The organism is Streptomyces sp. NPDC038707 (assembly GCF_040636485.1).
In the GTDB taxonomy this organism is placed as follows: Bacteria; Actinomycetota; Actinomycetes; order Streptomycetales; family Streptomycetaceae; genus Streptomyces.
In genome coordinates this window covers 91,689-107,665 of the sequence record NZ_JBEZUP010000015.1, presented here as the reverse complement: position 1 = coordinate 107,665, position 15,977 = coordinate 91,689, and the positions used below count along the sequence as shown (strand labels likewise).

The following is a 15,977-nucleotide window of genomic DNA, read 5'->3' as shown; positions in this document are numbered from 1 at the left end:
ACGCGGGGCCCGGCGACCGCCCTCTGTGTGATGGAAACGGCTCTCAGGTTCGTGATATCGAACGTCGCTCGGAATGTCGAGCATGCTGAATCATAAGGAACGGTTGAACGTCGTCAATACCTCTCGCAGATGTCGCTTCTGACAGCGAAATGTTTCGCAGTGCGCATGCGCTGTCGCCGCACGTCACGCCCCTGTCGTGCCGCCTGCCGGAAGGGGGTCGGCCGCGCGTTGCCTCGCGTGGCGAGCGCAAGATTCGGCGGACGGTCCGGGGCCCGCGCGGCCCGGACCGTCCGCCCCGTCACCAGTCGAGCGGCAGGGTGGCGAGGTGCCGGTCGAGCAGGCCGGAGATGATCCGGTGGTCGTGCAGCGAGGGGTGCCAGTCGCAGCCGAGCCGGTCCAGGCCGGGATCGTCGTAGTACCAGTAGCCGACCCGGCCGTCCCCCCGGGCGTTGCGCTCCCTCACGACGGCCCGGGCGGTGTCGGCGAAAGCGCTGCCGGCCACCGGGGTGGCACTGACCACCAGGAACGTCCTGCTTCCGTAGCGCGCCCGCAGTGTGTCGAGGAAGCCGTGGTAGGCGCTCGCGTAGGCGGTGATCAGCTCGCTCTGCGTGGCCCACGGCTCGCCCGGGCGGAGCGGGGTCGAGAAGTCGTTGATGCCCAGGCCGATGACCACGACCTGCGGCCGCCAGCCGCGCGGCTTCCGCCAGACGTCGCCGGCGACGTTCAGCAGGGCCCGGTCGTAGTAGGTGCGGTAGTCGGTGCCGGGGTCACCGCCGTTGTAGTTGCGGACCATGCCGCGGCCGGAGAACGCGTTCTGCTGGTAGTCGGCGTCGAGCTTCCGGGCGGTGAGGGGACCGAAGGCGAGGTTCGCGTTGCTGTTCCGGTCGACTCCCCCGTTCGCCGAACAGTCCCGCGTACCCGAGGCGTTGCCGTACCCGGCGGTGAAGGAGTCGCCGATGAACTCGATCTGCCTGCTCCGCGCCGCGGGGGCGGCGAGCACCTTTCCTCCCCGGGCGGCGGTGAACCCGCCGAAGCGGCCGGCGGCCCACGCGCTCTCCGTCCGCTTGACGAGCCGCACGGTGTGCTCGGTGTCGGCGAGATCCCTGACCCAGGACGTGGTGCGCCCGGGCGTCACCAGGGTGGCGACGGTCGTTCCGTCGATCTGGACGTCGTAGTCGTTGGCGGAGTCGTCGAGCACGATGCCGACGCCGGTGCCGCGGAACCGGCCTTCGAAGACGATGCCGGGCCAGGTGTACTGCACCCAGCCGTCGGCCGCCTCCTTGACCCGGCCCACCGTCCGGAACCCGGCGAAGCCGGCGGACGGCAGGGCGCGGCGGGCGGCCGACGCCTCGGCGGGGGCGGCCGCCGCGGCGGCGACGGCCGCGGTGACGCTCGCCGCGGCGGCCGTGAGCAGGGTCCGCCGGGAGACAGGGGGAGCGGTACGCATGAGCGGTCCTTCCGGTGTCGGAGCGCGTACGAGAGTGCGGGAGCGCTCCCATCATGGCCCTGCCGGAGCGGCACGGGGAGTGGCCGGTGACGACGGGCACGAAAGACACCGGTGGGGCGGCCGGAAAGACGCCCTCACGGCCTTCGTGTGCGGCGCGGGCGCCGGGCCGGCCGGCGCCCGCGCCGCACGGGCCGGTCAGTCGTCCGACGGGACCTTCAGTCGGTCCCAGCTGGCCCGGCCGGGCACCCCGTCCGCGTCCTTGCCGCGGTAGCCGAGTTTCCGCTGCCAGGCCGCGTAGGACGTGCGGTCGGCGTCGGTCCACTCGGGGCCGGGGCCCTTCCCGTAGTGGCCGCAGCCCTCGGCGACGAGGCGGCGGCCCATGGCGGTGATCACGTGGGACTTCTGCCCGGTGCGGAAGAAGCCGGCGCCGGGGAAGGGCACGTACTCGGGCTCGGTTCCGGGCTTGGGGCCGCCCGGCTCCTTGCCGCCCTTGCCGGCGAGCCGGTCGGCTATGCGCGCCCGCATGGCGTCCATGGTGAAGCCCCGCGGGTCCTGCTTGCCGGGCTGCCACTCCTTGTGGCCGATGACGGAGCGCTCCGACCATCCGTGGTGCCGGCAGATCGCGGCGGACACCTTCTCGATGGCCTCCTTCTGCACCTCGGGCCAGGGGTCCTTGCCATCGCCGAGGTTGACGCACTCGAAGCCGTAGAAGTGCCGGTTGCCGTCGACGTCGGCCTGGTTGTCCCGCGGCAGTCCCGTCTCGTCGACCACCGCCCGCAGGACGTCGCTGTCGCCGAGACCTGCGTGGTTGGCGCGGCCGTTGCCGACGAGGTGGACGTGGCCCTCCTTGTCGATGACCCCGTGGCACAGGGGTCCGGGCAGGCCGGGGTAGCCGTCGTAGCAGATGTTCACGGAGTTCCGGGTGCCCGAGGTGACGGTGTGGTGGATCATGACGCCGTTCACCGGGCCCCAGGGCCCCTTGGTGTTGCGGTTGTGGTGGCGCCAGTCGCGCACCTCGTGGACCGTCAGGCCCTCCGCGCGCAGGACTTGCAGCAGCTTGGACGCGCTCATCGGCTGTGCCATCACTCGTCTCCTTCCGCGGCGGCCCCCGCCGCCGTGGTCCGGGAGCGGCCCCGGGAGGGGCCGGCTTCGGCGGTGCGTTCCTCGTGCGCGGCGCGGGCCTCGGCGTCCAGGGCCGCCTGGTCGGCGGCGGGGACGTCCGCGGCGAGCGCGCCGAAGGCCCGGCGCAGATCGGCGGTGCTGCCCTCGCCGGTGACCAGGGCCAGCGGGGCGAGGTGCCGGTCGATGCCCGCCGGGGCCTTCAGCAGCGGGCGGCGGGCGGCGTCCGTGTCCCACTCGACGCCTCCGGTGGCGGTGCGGGCGGGGATCAGCCAGTGGTCGCCGGTGCGGTACGCGCCGTTCTCGGCGAAGTAGACCTCGACGCCGTCCTCGAGCGGCAGCCACTGCCCCTCGGTGAGCGGTACGGCGCCGCCCTTCAGGGAGGGCGCGCGGCCCTTGCGCCGGGGTCCTTCGCGGTGGTCCCAGCGGCGCAGGAACGGGTGCAGGTGCGGCAGGCGTCCGACACGCGGGTCCGGCTCGGCGGACAGGCGGACGCGGCGGCCGGGCAGGTCCAGTTCCTCGACCCGCAGCAGGGGCAGCGCCTGAAGCCGGGAGGCGTAGGCGGTATCGGTGAACTCGACGTGGTCGCCGACCTCCAGGGCCAGTTTGGAGTCGAGGCCCAGGGTCGCCAACTGCACCCAGGTGCCGTCGAGTTCGTCGACCGGGAAGACGACCGAGCCGTTCTCCCGGGACCACTTGAAGGTGGCGTCGGCCGCCTCGCCGCCCGTATGGATCTCCACCCGGTACAGCTGGTTCTCCGGGCCCCGGTAGCGGGCGTCGGGGCGGACCAGGCAGGGGTCGTCGTCGGCGTGGTCGGGCCGTTCGCTGCGGGCGGCGAGCCGGGCGGAGGGCGCCGTCCGGGTCTCGGCCCACTTCTCGAAGGCGTCGCGGACGGCTTTCGGGGACGGTTCGGCACCTTCGATGTCCAGCGCGGTCAGGGGCAGCGGCAGCACCTGCCAGACGACCTTGGCGCGGACGGCGGTGTCCGGCAGCGCCGCGCCGAGGGCGACCTCGCGCAGCGCCGGGTCCTCGGCCGCCGGGACCGCCCGCTCCCACACCTGGAGGTAGACGACGAAGGGCGACCGGGCGGGCGAGGGCAGCCGGTCACCGGGCCGCTCCGGGTCACGGAAGGCGTCGGGCTGGTTCCAGTAGTCCCAGCAGGTCTCCGTCCCGGCGGGCTGCTGGTCTTCGGTGTCCTCGTCCGGTACGGGGACACCGGGCGCGGGGCGGACGGCGTCGCACAGGATGCCGTCGACGTAGTAGCGGCCGCCGTGGATGTACAGGGTGTCGATGTCGTGCCTGCCGCCCACGTACTCGATGCGGAAGCCGCAGGCGCCGGCGGGCCCGCCGTGCCGGCCGATGAGGTCGGCGGCGAGGGTGCGGGCCTGGTGGAGCTGGATCGCGGTCTGTTCGTTGAGGTCGGCGTCCAGCTGGACCCGGCCCTGCTGGGCGAGGACCGCGGAGTAGTGCCGTTCAGGGCGGAAGGTGGCGCGGGAGAGATCGGCGTGCATGAAGGGGGTCCCCCTGGTTCGGAAGTCTGCGGGTGGGTCGTACGGCGGCGCCGCTCACGTCACGAAGAAGATCCCGGCGTCCGCGATGGCGGGTGTGTACTCGGCGAGCCGTGCCCTGAGCGCGTCCTCCCGCTGGGGGCGGTACAGGTCGTGGAACGCGCCGAGTTCGCCGCCGTCGTCGGCGCCGCGCCGGATCTGTTCGGGGCCCCGGTCGGCCAACTGGCCGTACCAGGGCGTTCCGTACCGTGTGGAGGTGAACAACGGCCGTACCGACCCGGCCCGTTCGGTGCCGGCGAGGTCGGGCTGGCAGCGGTGGCGGCGCGGGGTGCGCGAGCCGGGCGGCACATAGCAGTGGCGCAGGCAGCCGGTGCCGCGCCGGGCCACGTGCAGCCGGCCGGTGAAGAGGGAGTTCTCGGCGAACTCCACGGCGTGGGTGCGCACTTCCCCGATGACGGTGGTGCGGTGCAGGTGCAGCACGGCGTGTGCGTGGCGGCAGTCGGGGGCGGACAGGGCCGTGCGGTCGTCGCCGGTGGCGTCCAGGACGCTGTCGCGCAGGTGGATGTCGAGGGGGTCCTCGCTCACTTCGTCGCCGATGACCTCGATGGTGCCGAGGATGCTGTGTTCGATCCGGAGGCAGGCGGTGGTGCGTTCGAGGACGATGCTGGGTTCGTCGGGTGAGTGCGGCGCGCACTCGGGCTCCAGCGACCAGCCGGGTACGAGGGTGCAGTGCCGGACGACGACGGCGCCGACGGCACCGGTGACGTTGAGGCCGCGCCCGGCGACGAGGAGTCCGTCCAGGACGATGCGCGGCCGCTCGTGCGGGGCGCAGTCGGCGTCCGCGGCGCGGATGTTGAGGGCGTCGGGGCGGTTGCTGTACCAGTCGAGGAGCCGGATCACCGGCCGGGTGCCCTCGGCGGCGCGCAGTTCGAGGCGGTCGCCGGGGTCGAGGTCGAGGTCCAGCTGCTCCTGGTAGGCGCCGCTGTGGGTGATCTCGATGATGCCGGTCCGCCCGGGGCGGCGGCGGTCCTGCCAGGCCCGGTAGGCGTCCATGATCCGCCGGTAGGGCCCGCCGGGGCCGACCCGGTAGAGGTCGGCGTCGGGGCGGGGGGCGCGGTCGGGGCGCTCGTACTGGCCGCCGCCCATGTCGGCGGCGAAGGCGTGGTGGTAGTCGACCCAGACGCCCTGGCGGGGGGCGCGGCGGGCGCCGAACGCGATCCGGCCCCGTTCCGGGTCGACGGCGATCTGCCCGCGGCCGGGCCGGTAGCGCCAGTCGGACAGGTCGGCGACGACGATGTCCTCGAGGGGGACGGGCCGGTCGTCGCCGTCGCGCCGGATGCACAGGCTCTTTCCGGGGCCGTAGTAGTCGGCGAGCCGGTCGTGCAGCAGCCGGCGGGTGATGAACGCGGGCACGTTGTCCACGGCGGCGAGGTGCGCGGGCGAGGGTTCGGGCACCGGGCGGGTGAGCAGCGGGGTGTCGTTGCCGAGGAGGGAGAAGGTGTAGAGGTTGCGGGCGCGGTCGACGCAGTAGGCCGGGGAGGCGGTGAGGGCGTGCGGCTCGAGCCGCCAGACGAAAAGCCCGACACCGGCCGGCGTCCGGCCCCCCTGCGTCCTCGCCGAGTCGGCACGGCGTACGTCCACGGTGCGGGACGCGGTGTCGAAGGGGCCGCCCGCGGCGGCGAGCGCCGAGCCGTCCCTGAGGTCGAGCAGCCGGCCGTGCTCGGTGCGCCGGCCGGTGCCGTGGAGCCGGACCGGCTGGGTGCGGGCCAGGTGGCGGGACAGTTCGACGGCGCGGGCGGGCCAGTCGGCGACGCGGTCGGAGAGTTCCTCCAGCAGGTGCAGGGTGCCCTTGCGGCGGCGTTGGGCGACCGTGGCGGCCACGTCCCGGCGGGGGGCGACGGCCTCGGCGAGCGCCGCGCGGCCACCACCGTGCAGGCCGGTGGTGAGAACCCGCTCGTACCCGGGGAGGGTGCGGTAGCCGACGAGGTCGCCGAGGTAGGGCAGCACCCACGGTGCGGCGGTCTCCACGAACAGGTCCTCGTAACCCTGTCGCACGCCGTCGCGGACCCGGTCCAGCTGCTCGCCGATCACCGCGAGCAGGGCCCGCAGCGGTTCGCCCTCCTCGGCGTCGCGCCATCGGTGCCAACGGGGCAGCAGTTCGGCGAGTCCGTCGGGGTGCCGGCCGTCCGGCGTGCGCGCTTCGGTGTCGGGGGACATCACTTGACCTCCGTCAGGATCAGGGTGTCCGCGGCCCGCGCCGGCAGCATGGCGAGCTGGGCCGGGCGGATGCCGCGGAAGACGACCACCGTCCGGCCCTTGGCCAGGCGCCGGGTGTCGGTGATGCCGGGGTTGAGGCGCAGCAGCCGGCCGAGCGGGATGCCGTGGCGGGCGCAGACCGAGGACAGGGTCTCGCCGCCGGGGTCGCGGACCGTGTAGGTCTGCTCGTCGTAGGCCGCCGGATGCGCGGGGACCGACTGCCGCGGGGTGCCGGGGCCGGCGAGCAGGGCGGTGAGCCGGTCCGGGGTGGCGGAGGCGGGCACGCCCGTGAAGACGTCCACGTCCACGTGGTCGACGCCGGGCACGGTGTGGGCGGTGGCGAGCACCTCGGAGAGGCGGGCGGGCCGGCCGAGTTCCCGTCCCTCGTAGCCGAGACGGAGCAGCAGCGCCTGGCGCAACCGGGGTTCGACGGTCTCCCAAGCGTGGTCCGGGGCGAGCTTCACCTTGGCGGCGACCAGCAGCAGGACGAGTTCGCGGGCGTCCACCCGGACCGGCAGGTTGGGATCGCCGTACTCGGTCAGGGCGGCGCGCAGCGGCCGGAGGTTGTCGTCGGTGAGGGGCACGTCGTCGGTGCCGGCGACCGTCACATGGAGCACGCGCCGCCGTCCGTCGAAGAGTTCGCGGGCGGCGGCCCGGCCGATGCCGGCACGGGAGCGGGCGAAGTCCGCGTAGTCGGCCGGTGAGACCAGCCGGTCCAGGGCCAGGACGGCGAGCGGGATCGTACGCCGGGTCAGACCCGGCCCGTCCGGGTCCGAACCGCCGGTGGCGGGGAGCGGGTTGGTGACCGCGGTGACGCCGAGCGGACGGGTGAGCGGTTGGGTGATCCGCTCGGCGGGGACGTCGGCGGCCTTGCCGGTGCCGAAGCGGTAGCGGGCGCGGACGTTCTCGTGTCCGCTGGGCAGCCGGGCGCCGTGGACGCCGTCGCCGAAGGTCACGGTGGTGCGGCCGTCGGCGGTGGTGCCGGTGAGGTGGACGCGCTCGGCGGGGCCGCGCCCGGCGAGGCTGTCGGTCTCGTGCCAGAGCAGGCCGTCCACGCGGATCTCCAGGACCGGGGCGGCGCCGAGGGGGTTGCCGGCGGCGAGCCAGGTCAGCGGGGACTGCCAGAGGGCGAAGGTCTGGTTGACGCGGTCGGAGTCGCCGCTGCCGATGGCCTCCTCGCGGCTCTCGCCGTGGGTGGCCTCGACGACGTTGCCGAGGACGCGCACGCTCGCCCGGCGGTAGCGGTGGGCCAGGTTCGTGGTCAGGGTGAGGCGGGTGTGGACGTGGTCACCGGGGAGCCCCGGGTCGACTGCCGGGTCTGCGGCGGCGAGGGTGACGACCTCGGCTGCGGTGACCCCGCGTGCGCCGGGTACGTCGGTGCGCTCACCGCTCACGACGAGGGTGCGGCCGGGGCGCAGTCCGTCGTACAGCTCGGCGAGTTCGATCTCGTTGCCGTGCACGTCCTCGCCGAGCGGTTCGTCGGCCGGGCGCAGCGGTTCGCCCGCCGCGTGCACGGTGGTGTCGCGGATGTGGGAGAGCAGCACGTCGAACTCGTCCAGCCAGGCGTCCGCCAGGGTGAGTTCGGTGCCTCGGCCGGTGATGCCGTAGGCGGCGTACGCGGTGGTGCGGACCGCCACCACCTGGGTGGTGACCAGGGCGAGTGCGGCGTCGCCGGGGACATGTGTGCCCTTGCCCGGGCGCTCGATCGCCACCCAGCTGCCGACGGTGACGGCGTCCTGGACGCTGTCCAGTCGCAGGACGCGGCGGTTGAGGGGAGCGGGCCTGCTCGCGATGACGATCTCGACGTTCGGTTCGGTGCTGCCGACCGTGTAGGCGACGCTCACCTGGTACTCGCCGTGGGGGAACTGCCTGCTGTCGCCGGGCTCGAGGGAGAACCGCTCGGTGGTGCCGTCGGTCAGGGCGATGTGTACGGTGCCGTCGTCCTCGGGCCGGGACACGAACAGGCTGCCCTCGGGCAGGCCGGCGTGGAGGCGGGCGGTGACGCCGGGTTCCCCGTCGGCGGCCGGACGCGCCGGCTCGTGGTCACGGGCGGCCCGGGTGGACAGGTCGACCCGGCCGGGTCCCAGGGCGAAGGTGACGGGCTGGACGGCGGGCAGGTTCTCGGCGCGCTGGTCCGAGGTGCTGCCCTCGGCGTACTGGAACTCGGCGCGGACCGGCGTCCTGCCCGCGGGGTCGTGCACCACGCGCATGCTCACCAGGGCGGCGCCGGTCAGGGGCCAGTCGGCGGTGCGGATGACCCGGCCGCGGGCGTCCTGGACCGGTTTGAGGGGGGCGTGCGCACCGAAGGGGGCGGCCGTGACGCGCATCGCGAGGAGGGCGCGCAGCAGTGGGCCGGTGGCCGGGGCGGTGGCGGTGCGCCAGGCCGGGTAGAGGCCGGCCAGGCCCGGGTCGAGGGCGGTCAGCAGGCGGGCGGTGTCGCTGCCGGGGCGGCGGGTGCGTGCTTCTCGCCGGGGCGCGGGGGCGGCGGTGCGCAGGGCGGGGAGGACGGTGTCCAGGGCGCGGAGGGCGGCTTCGCGGGGGTCGGGCCGGGTGGGGTCGGGGGCGCCCGTCCACGCTCGCTGGGTGCCGTCGCCCTGGGCGGCGGGACTGCCCGCGGCGGTGACGGCGGGCTGGGCGGGCGCCAGTGCCAGCGCTCGTGCGGCCAGTTCCGTGAGGACGGCCTCCAGTTGTTCGAACCACGCCGCGACCTGCTCGTACGGCTCCGCCAGGACCTGGGCCTCGCGCAGGCGGGCCACCGGCTCGCCGAGGCGGGCGGCGAGCTTCTCCGGGGTGTCGATGGTGTCCAGGTCGGTGCGCAGGGGGGCGAGGACCTGGTCGTCGAAGTCCTCGATCAGACGGCTGACCGGGCGCGGGCCGGGGACTTCGGGGGTCGGCGGCTCGTCACCGGGTTCGCCGGGGGCGGCCGGCTCGGCGGTCCAGCGCCGTACCTCGGCCACCAGTTCCCTGAGCGTGGGCGGGGCCGACTGGGGCAGGGTGAGCGCGGTGATCTCTTCCTCGCGGTCGGTGCGGACGCCCGCGACCGGGATCAGCTTCCTCAGTCCGCCTGCCCGTTCCCCGAAGACGAAGAGAAGCCGGTCGCCGGTCCGCAGGGAGGTCTCGGTGCCCTCGACGAACAGTTCGGAGCGGCGGGCGAGGTCCTCGGGGGTGATCAGGGCGGGCCGGCGGCGCCGCACCGTCAGTTCGTTCCAGTCCCAGCGGGCGGTGAGGTCCTGGGAGGTCTCGAAGGTCTGCGGCTGCTCGTCGGCGGAGGCGGGCACGCTGTGGCTGCGGGCCCCGCGCGGGATCGCCACCGGCAGGGTCTCGGCGCGCGGGTCGCGTTCCAGGGTGTACGCCAGGTGGGTGGTGGCGGCCACTCCGGGGCGCGGCCGGTGCCCGACGAGCCGCCCCAGCAGGACCAGGGAGCGGTGTTCGCGTGCCGTGCGGAGAAAGGCCTCGTCGGCGATCCGCTCGGAGTGGAAGGTGAGCAGGTCGGCAAGGACGGCGGCGGCGTCGAGGAGCCCTACGGCCGGGTCGTCGGGGGTGCGTACGGTGAGCCGGGCGAGGGCCGGGTACGCGGGTGAGGCGAGCCGGTCGAGGAGGGCGGCGAGGAAGCTGCCGTACTCGCCGACGCGGTAGTGGAGGGCGGTGTGGCCGGGCGGGTTGTGGAGGGATGCGGGGGCGAGGCGCTCGTCGTGGCCGCCGCACGCGCCGCCGCAGGAGCAGGGCCGGTTCATCGGGTGCCTCCCAGGGTGATCTCCAGCCGCCCCTGTTCGGGCCGGTCGGGGTCGTTGTCGCAGGTGGCGATCTCCAACGGGCCGAGCCGCAGCACGCCGTCCGCCCTCTCTCCCCGGTCCGGTGCGAACAGCCGCCGCAGCCGGGTGACTTCGACGTCCTCGACACCGGGGACGGCCGCGGCGGCGGCGACCAGACGGCTGAGCCGTACGGGTTCGCCGAAGGTCAGGGCGTCGGGGTGGAAGAAGCCGAGCCGGCCGCCGGGCAGCCGGCCGCGGCCGAGGACGCGGTACAGGTCGGCGAGGATCCGCCCGTGCTGGTGCCCGGGCAGGGCGCACACCCGCAGCGCGATGTCCACCGGCACCGGCCGGGCGGGGCCGACCACCAGGTCGTGACCGATGCGCCGGTACCTCTCCAGGGTCTGGGCCACCGTGTCGAGCAGGCGCTGCGACGGGGGACCGCCGTACGCGTCGACGGCGATGTGGGCCTCCTGGGCGCTGCCGGTCCAGCGGAGGTCGGCGGCGGCCCGCTGGACGCCGGGCACGGCGGAGGCGAGCGCCGCGTAGTCGGCGGCGGTGACGGCGCGCAGCCGGGTGCGCCGCAGCTCCAGAGGGGCCAACTGGCGCACCAGTTCCAGGGGTTCGGGCTCCGTGCCGCCGGTGGCCGGCAGCGGGTTGCGGACGGTGGCGGCGGGTACCGGCTCGCCGGGATCGCCCCCGGCCACGACGAGGTGGCTGATCGCCTCCGCGCCCACGTTGCCCGCGCTGCCGCCGCCGACGCGGTAGCGCACCGTCAGGCGTGCTCCTGGGGCCGGGGCGGCGCCGTGCCGTCCGTCCCCGAAGCGCAGGGCGAGCCGTCCGTCGTCCTCCGGTTCGCCGACGAAGTGCCGGTCGCGGGGTGCGCTGTCGAGCAGGTCACGGCGTGGCTCCCACACCGCCTCGCCGTCGGTGAGGCGTACGGCGGGCAGGGCGCGGCGCGGGTCCTGGCTGAGCGCGGCGCTCGCCGGGCCGCGCAGCACCGGCTCGTCTGGGTGGAGTCCGGCGGCGTGGGCCGGGCCCCAACTGTGCGCGATCTCCCAGGCGATGGAGGCGTCGAGGACGGTGCCGGCGCGGGCCCGGGCGGTGAGGACGGCGATGCGCCGCTGCTTGGGGGCGAGCAGCTCGGGGCCGCGGTGCAGCAGTTCGCGCAGGGCGCGGACGGGGTGCCGGCGCAGTTCCAGCCGTTCCAGCAGCTTCAGGCCGAAGATCACGGCGAGTTCGGCGATCTCGCCCTCGGCGAGTCCGTCGCGGTCGCGGGCGCTGCGCCACAGCTCGACCAGTCGTTGCCGGACCCGGTCCGGGATCGCGGCGATCCGCTCGGCCTGTGCGGCGGCGACCGTCGCCGGGTCGGGGAACGGCGCGGCCTGGGTGACGGGAGCGTGGCCGAGGACGGGGCAAAAGCGCGGCCGGATGCCGGGGTGGATGCTCTGGGCGAGCAGCGTCCGCAGCGCCGCGGCCTGCGCGTGCACCGTGCCGGGCACCACGTGTTCATGCCGTTGGCCGGCCCGTTCCAGACCGATCCCGGCGCGCAGGACGGCCCGCTCCCCCACGCTGCCGAAGAGTTCGCGGACGTCGTCCGGGCGCAGCGCCCGGCCGCTGTCGGCGCGCTCCGTCAGCGAGGCGATGAGCCGCGCCGGTGCGTTGCCCCCGGTGTGCGCCTCGCATCCGCTGCCGGGCGGGCCGCAGGGCGCCGCGACGGCCGGGGCCGGGGGCACGGTGAGCGTCCCGGCGGTGCCGGAGCGGCCGTGGTCCACCAGGACGGTGTTGCCACGGGCGAGGGTGACGTCCTCGACGGGCAGGCAGTCGCCGCCGCCCCGGGTGGTGAGGCGGAACGGGTGGCGCAGGGCGTCCTCGGCGGCCCAGGTGACCTCCAGCACGGGCTGGTGCTCGACGTGGTCCAGGCCGGGGGTGACGGAGGTGAGGCGGACGGCCTGCCGGTGGGCGGGGTCCGCGTCGCCCGGGGTGCCGGTGCGCGGGCCTTTGACCTCCTCCAGGATCAGCACGTCGCCGGGTTTCAGCGCGAGCCTGCGGCCCCGGCGGGTCTCGGGATCGGCCCACTCGTCGCGCAGGGTGGCGGCGGTGGTTCCCACGGGCAGGGCGCACACCTCGCCGTCCCAGGTCCACAGCCGGATCGCGTTGTGCGCGACCCGCAGTTCCAGCGGCTCGGTGCGGACGACGGGTTCGAAGACCTCCACGCGGCCGCGCTCGTCGAGGTCGCCGAGGTCAGTCTCGTCGATGACCGTGCCGGGTTCGGGTCGGTCGTGCGGGTCGAGGGTGCGTACGTCGACCGAGGCGAAGCGGTAGCTGCCGGGCGCCAGGGTGCGGTCGGCGGCGGTCTGGACGGTCACGTAGGCGCGGGCGTTGCAGCCGTCGTGCATCGCGTAGTCGATGAGCCGGACGTGCCGGCGTACGGAGACGCGGCGGCGGGCGGTGTCGAGGTAGGCCTCGGTGGCGACGGCGTCCTGCTGGTAGCTGATCTGGTCACCGGTGCAGGCGAGCAGTTCCACCAGGGTCGTGCCCAGGTCGGCCGGGTTGCGCTCGGCCCAGTCGGGGGTGGTCAGCGCGAGCCGGTCGAGCAGGAGCTTGCGGAGGGTGTCGTAGTCGCGGGCCGTGTAGTCGATCACGGGCGCGGCCGGGAGGGCGGGGCTCCCCTCGTCGTCGTCCGCGCAGTCGAAGGGGCTCGGGCAGTCGGGCCAGAACGCGAACTCCGCGCCGGCGTACCGCTGGTCGAAGCCGTGGTACGGCTCGGTGCCCGGTCTGCCGCAGTGGTCGGCCTCGACCAGCGACAGCCGGTAGCGGGAGGTGTCGCCGGCCCGGTCGAGGGTGACGTGGAGCCGGTCGTCCAGCTCGGGGTCCTCCTCGCGTTCCACGCTGACGTCCACGGCGGTGAGGCCGGTGACGCGCCGGCCGCCGTCGATGCGGACGTTCTCGGGGCCGAGGGCGGCCGGCGCCTTGCCCAGGAAGGTGACGGTGAGCAGCAGCCCGTCGTCGCTCACCTCGACGGCGTCGATCCCGTTGAGGTCGGCGGCGCGCACCTTGGCCCGCCGGGTGGCTCCCGCGCTCATGCCGCCCTCCCTTCGAAGAGGTCCTCGTGGACGGCGCCCGTGGCGCGGACCAGGTAGGACAGCCGGACGCGTACGGTGTCGTCGTCGCCGGCGAGGTCGAGGGACACCACCTCGATCAGATCGCCCAGCCAGCGCTGGAGGGCGGCCTGGACGGAGAGTTCGTGGGTGCTGAGCAGTTCGGGGCCGGCCGGCGCGAAGACCAGGTCGAGCAGTCCGCAGCCGAAGTCGGGGCGCATGACGCGTTCGCCGGGGCTGGTGAACAGGAGCTGTTCGATGAGGTCGTGGACGTGTTCGGCGGGGCGGGCGTGCGCGGTGCGGCCGCGGTGGTCGGCGTGGAAGGGGAACGCGATGTCGCTGCGCGGTCGGGGGTGTCGGCTGGGCGGTCTCATCGGACGGTGACCTTTCGCTGCGCGGCCTGGACGACGGGCGGCCCCTGCGGGACGAGGGCCGCGCTGAGGCACTGGGCGGCACAGGTGTCGAGCAGCACGGGCGCGCCGTCGACCGTGACGCCGGTGTCGGCGGCGGTCCAGCGGACGGACACGCACGGCGAGGGCACCTCGTCCACGGTGTGCGGGCAGCCGGTGACGATGTAGGCGTGGGCGGTCGTGGCCGCGGCGGCGCCGTCGACGCGGACGCCGCCGGAGGGTGCGGTGGCGGGTGCGGCTCGGCCGCCGTGCGGGCAGCCGATCACGGCGCCCGCGTGGAGCAGACTCCCGGACAACTGTCTTCCCCCGTTTGTCTATCGCTTGGACTGAGCGGTCAACTGGCCCTGATTGATGGTCACTTCACGGCCACGCAAGGTGATCTCGGCGCCCGCGCCGGTGGCGATGACCACCGCTTCCTTGGTGATACGGATGTAGGCGCCGCCCTGGGCCTGCAGGAGGATCCCCTGTTCGGCGCCGGGCGTGTCATTGAGGACGATCTTGTGGTCACCCGGGGTCTGTACGACGACGGGTTTGGTCGCGGCGTTCGCCTGCAACGCGCGCCGCGCGTCGGGCGGCAGCTCGCTCGCGTCGCCGTACCAGCATCCGGTCCACACCGGGAAGCTGGGGTCGCCCTGCTCGAACTCCATCCAGACGCCGGCGCCGGGCGGCGGCACCACGAACTGCCCGGACTCGGGCCCGGTGAACGGCAGGCAGGGCAGCGCCCAGGTGGACGGCTCGTCGCCGAGGACGTCCGGGACCTCGGCCGTGATCCGGCCGAGCCGCAACGGGTCGTCGTTGCTGACCACCCGGCCGCGGAACTTGCCGAGGTAGCGAGTGCTGGGTGCCGCCATGGTCGGGGTGCTCTCCTGGTCGGTGGGTCGGGTGTGTCACGGCCGGACGACGTCCCCGCGCGCTTCCAGGCCCTCCCGGGAGAGGGTGAAGTTCTGCTGGAAGGAGCCCGGACGGAGGTTGTGGGTGACGGACTTGACGTAGTAGTCGCCGTCGTAGGCCCGTCCGGCGCCGCGGACGCCGACGAGCCGGCGTGGCTGGAGGAGGTAGCCGTGCCGGTTGACGTCGAGCGAGCCGGAGCCGGAGATGACGTCGGCGGAGACGGCGGCACGGGCGAGGAGTTCGGCCTCGGCCTGCTCCCGTTGCTGTTTGGCGGTGCCGGAGAGGGTCTTGCGTTTGAGCGCGGGGGTGGCCCGGCGGCCGAGCGGCGGGCGCAGGGGGCTGATCGGCGGCTGGGGCAGCAGGGTGGACTGGCGGGTGCCGGGGTCCTGCCAGCGGGCCTGGGGTTCCTCGCGGGCGGTGCCGTCGTAGGCGAAGGTCAGCTGGTCCACGGTGGACAGGGCGTCCATGTTGACGTTGAGGGCGTGCTGGCGCAGTCCCAGCCGGATCTCGGGGCCCCAGCGTGCCGACGAGTGACCCGGGCCGGGGCCGGGTTCCAGATAGAAGGTGTAGCCGTTGGCGCGGGCCAGTTCGGTGACGTACTGGAGGTCGGTGCCGGTCTGGTAGTGGACGCGGAGGTCCTGGTGCGGGGGCTGGGCGATCTTCTCGCGGTAGACGTCGGGGCGGATGCCGTAGTCGGAGTAGCGGCGCAGAATCGCCAGCACCCGCTGGGACGGCGGCAGGTTGGGGTAGCGCGCGGTGCGTTCCTCCAGGTCCATCAGGAGCGTCAGATCCTCTCCGGTGACGGTGAGGGTGGAGTGGCCGGGGAGGTTGCTGGCGCCGACCTCCTGGCGCACGATCAGCCCGTCGAACAGCACTTCGGGGGTGCCGCGGACACTGACGGTGAGGATGACGCGGGTCTTCGGGTCGAAGAAGCCTTCGGGCAGCAGCCGTCGGCTGAGGGGCCCGTTCTTCGTGAGGTCGAAGGCGAACTGGAACCCGCTGCGCTCCCCCGCCGTGGCCGTGATCTGCGCGGACAGCAGCGCCTCGGCGACCTCCCGGGGGACCGGGCGGGCGAGCTTGGGCCCCATGAGGAGCTGCAGGTGTACGGGGCCCTTCCCCACGGGTTGTTCAGACACGCCGCTCTCCACGCGGGAATCCGCCGGCGAGCGGGATGCCGATGACCCGTCCCGGCTCGTCCGTCAACTCCCGCGGGTCCAGTACGGGGTTGGCATCCGCGATCCGCCACCACTGGCCGGGGTCGCCGAGGAAGCGCTGCCCGAGCAGGTCGGGCCGCTCGCCGGCGCCGACGCGGTGCGGCTCGGTCTCCTCGTCCAGCGGCGGGAGCAACCGCCGTTTGGCGTAACGGACTTCGGTGCCGTCGGCGCGCCGGTGAACACCGATCTCGGCGTCGTGGTACCGGCTGGTGCGTGGGTAGGGATGGGCGCCCGGAATCGAGTCCAGCGCGTTCTCGTACGGCTCGGTCTCCGCCATCTCGT

The 15,977-nt window shown here is 74.4% G+C and carries 11 protein-coding genes; all 11 read right to left on the bottom strand.

Annotated elements, in window-relative coordinates; translation table 11 throughout:
- Positions 1-298: 298 nt before the first annotated feature.
- The 11 genes from AB0E62_RS21790 to AB0E62_RS21740 all read right to left on the bottom strand — a co-directional run bounded on the left by AB0E62_RS21790 (position 299) and on the right by AB0E62_RS21740 (position 15,972).
- Positions 299-1,447: an SGNH/GDSL hydrolase family protein gene (locus AB0E62_RS21790; protein WP_362196050.1), complete on the bottom strand. Its 1,149-nt coding sequence runs from the start codon at positions 1,445-1,447 to the stop codon at positions 299-301.
- Positions 1,448-1,642: 195 nt separating this feature from the next.
- A complete protein-coding gene (locus AB0E62_RS21785; protein WP_362196047.1) occupies positions 1,643-2,530 on the bottom strand; it encodes a peptidoglycan-binding protein in 888 nt (295 codons plus the stop codon).
- Positions 2,530-4,077, bottom strand: coding sequence for a DUF6519 domain-containing protein (locus AB0E62_RS21780; RefSeq protein WP_362196044.1), 1,548 nt, complete (start codon positions 4,075-4,077; stop codon positions 2,530-2,532). Before AB0E62_RS21780 ends, AB0E62_RS21785 begins: the two co-directional genes overlap by 1 nt.
- A gap of 54 nt (positions 4,078-4,131) precedes the next feature.
- Positions 4,132-6,291: a hypothetical protein gene (locus AB0E62_RS21775; protein WP_362196041.1), complete on the bottom strand. Its 2,160-nt coding sequence runs from the start codon at positions 6,289-6,291 to the stop codon at positions 4,132-4,134.
- Positions 6,291-10,064 (bottom strand): putative baseplate assembly protein, encoded by a 3,774-nt coding sequence (locus AB0E62_RS21770; RefSeq protein WP_362196038.1) that lies wholly within the window; start codon positions 10,062-10,064, stop codon positions 6,291-6,293. The genes AB0E62_RS21775 and AB0E62_RS21770 overlap by 1 nt, the downstream gene beginning before the upstream one ends.
- Positions 10,061-13,165 (bottom strand): putative baseplate assembly protein, encoded by a 3,105-nt coding sequence (locus tag AB0E62_RS21765; RefSeq protein WP_362196035.1) that lies wholly within the window; start codon positions 13,163-13,165, stop codon positions 10,061-10,063. Before AB0E62_RS21765 ends, AB0E62_RS21770 begins: the two co-directional genes overlap by 4 nt.
- Positions 13,162-13,554: a GPW/gp25 family protein gene (locus AB0E62_RS21760; protein WP_362196032.1), complete on the bottom strand. Its 393-nt coding sequence runs from the start codon at positions 13,552-13,554 to the stop codon at positions 13,162-13,164. The genes AB0E62_RS21765 and AB0E62_RS21760 overlap by 4 nt, the downstream gene beginning before the upstream one ends.
- Positions 13,551-13,886 carry a hypothetical protein gene (locus AB0E62_RS21755; RefSeq protein ID WP_362196029.1) on the bottom strand — a complete coding sequence of 112 codons (336 nt, stop codon included), beginning with the start codon at positions 13,884-13,886 and terminating at the stop codon, positions 13,551-13,553. The genes AB0E62_RS21760 and AB0E62_RS21755 overlap by 4 nt, the downstream gene beginning before the upstream one ends.
- Positions 13,887-13,904: 18 nt before the next feature.
- The gene (locus tag AB0E62_RS21750) at positions 13,905-14,441 is read right to left on the bottom strand and encodes a phage baseplate assembly protein V (RefSeq protein WP_362196026.1); all 537 of its coding nucleotides are present in this window, start codon (positions 14,439-14,441) and stop codon (positions 13,905-13,907) included.
- A gap of 36 nt (positions 14,442-14,477) precedes the next feature.
- Positions 14,478-15,617, bottom strand: coding sequence for a hypothetical protein (locus AB0E62_RS21745; protein ID WP_362196023.1), 1,140 nt, complete (start codon positions 15,615-15,617; stop codon positions 14,478-14,480).
- A complete protein-coding gene (locus AB0E62_RS21740; RefSeq protein WP_362196020.1) occupies positions 15,610-15,972 on the bottom strand; it encodes a hypothetical protein in 363 nt (120 codons plus the stop codon). Before AB0E62_RS21740 ends, AB0E62_RS21745 begins: the two co-directional genes overlap by 8 nt.
- Positions 15,973-15,977: the final 5 nt, after the last annotated feature.